Raw genomic sequence first — 222 nt, 5'->3', positions numbered from 1 at the left:
AATTCCTCGTCCGTCAGGTCGCCACGCATCCACAGGTCTCCGTAAAGACCAGCGTTGAATCACGTCCAAGCCAGTCTGAGAAGACCTTTTGTCAACAGAACCTAGTTCCCTCGGAGGCGTCCAGCGGCGCCCGCACCCGCCGTGGTGCGATAACAAAGACGGGGAACCGGGAGGCACGGGCGATGCTGGTAGAGGCGGCATGGTCGTATCGCCTGCCGGCGG

At 62.2% G+C, this 222-nt stretch carries 1 pseudogene; it reads left to right on the top strand.

What is annotated here, in order from left to right:
- Positions 1–101: 101 nt before the first annotated feature.
- Positions 102–222, top strand: a pseudogene (locus tag GFJ39_RS14000) (transposase); the annotation flags it as partial.

Origin of the sequence: Gluconobacter aidae (assembly GCF_009547075.1) — a bacterium.
Taxonomy (GTDB): domain Bacteria; phylum Pseudomonadota; class Alphaproteobacteria; order Acetobacterales; family Acetobacteraceae; genus Gluconobacter; species Gluconobacter aidae.
Note: the sequence above shows the minus strand (reverse complement) of the source record. Positions and strands in the feature narration are given on the sequence as shown.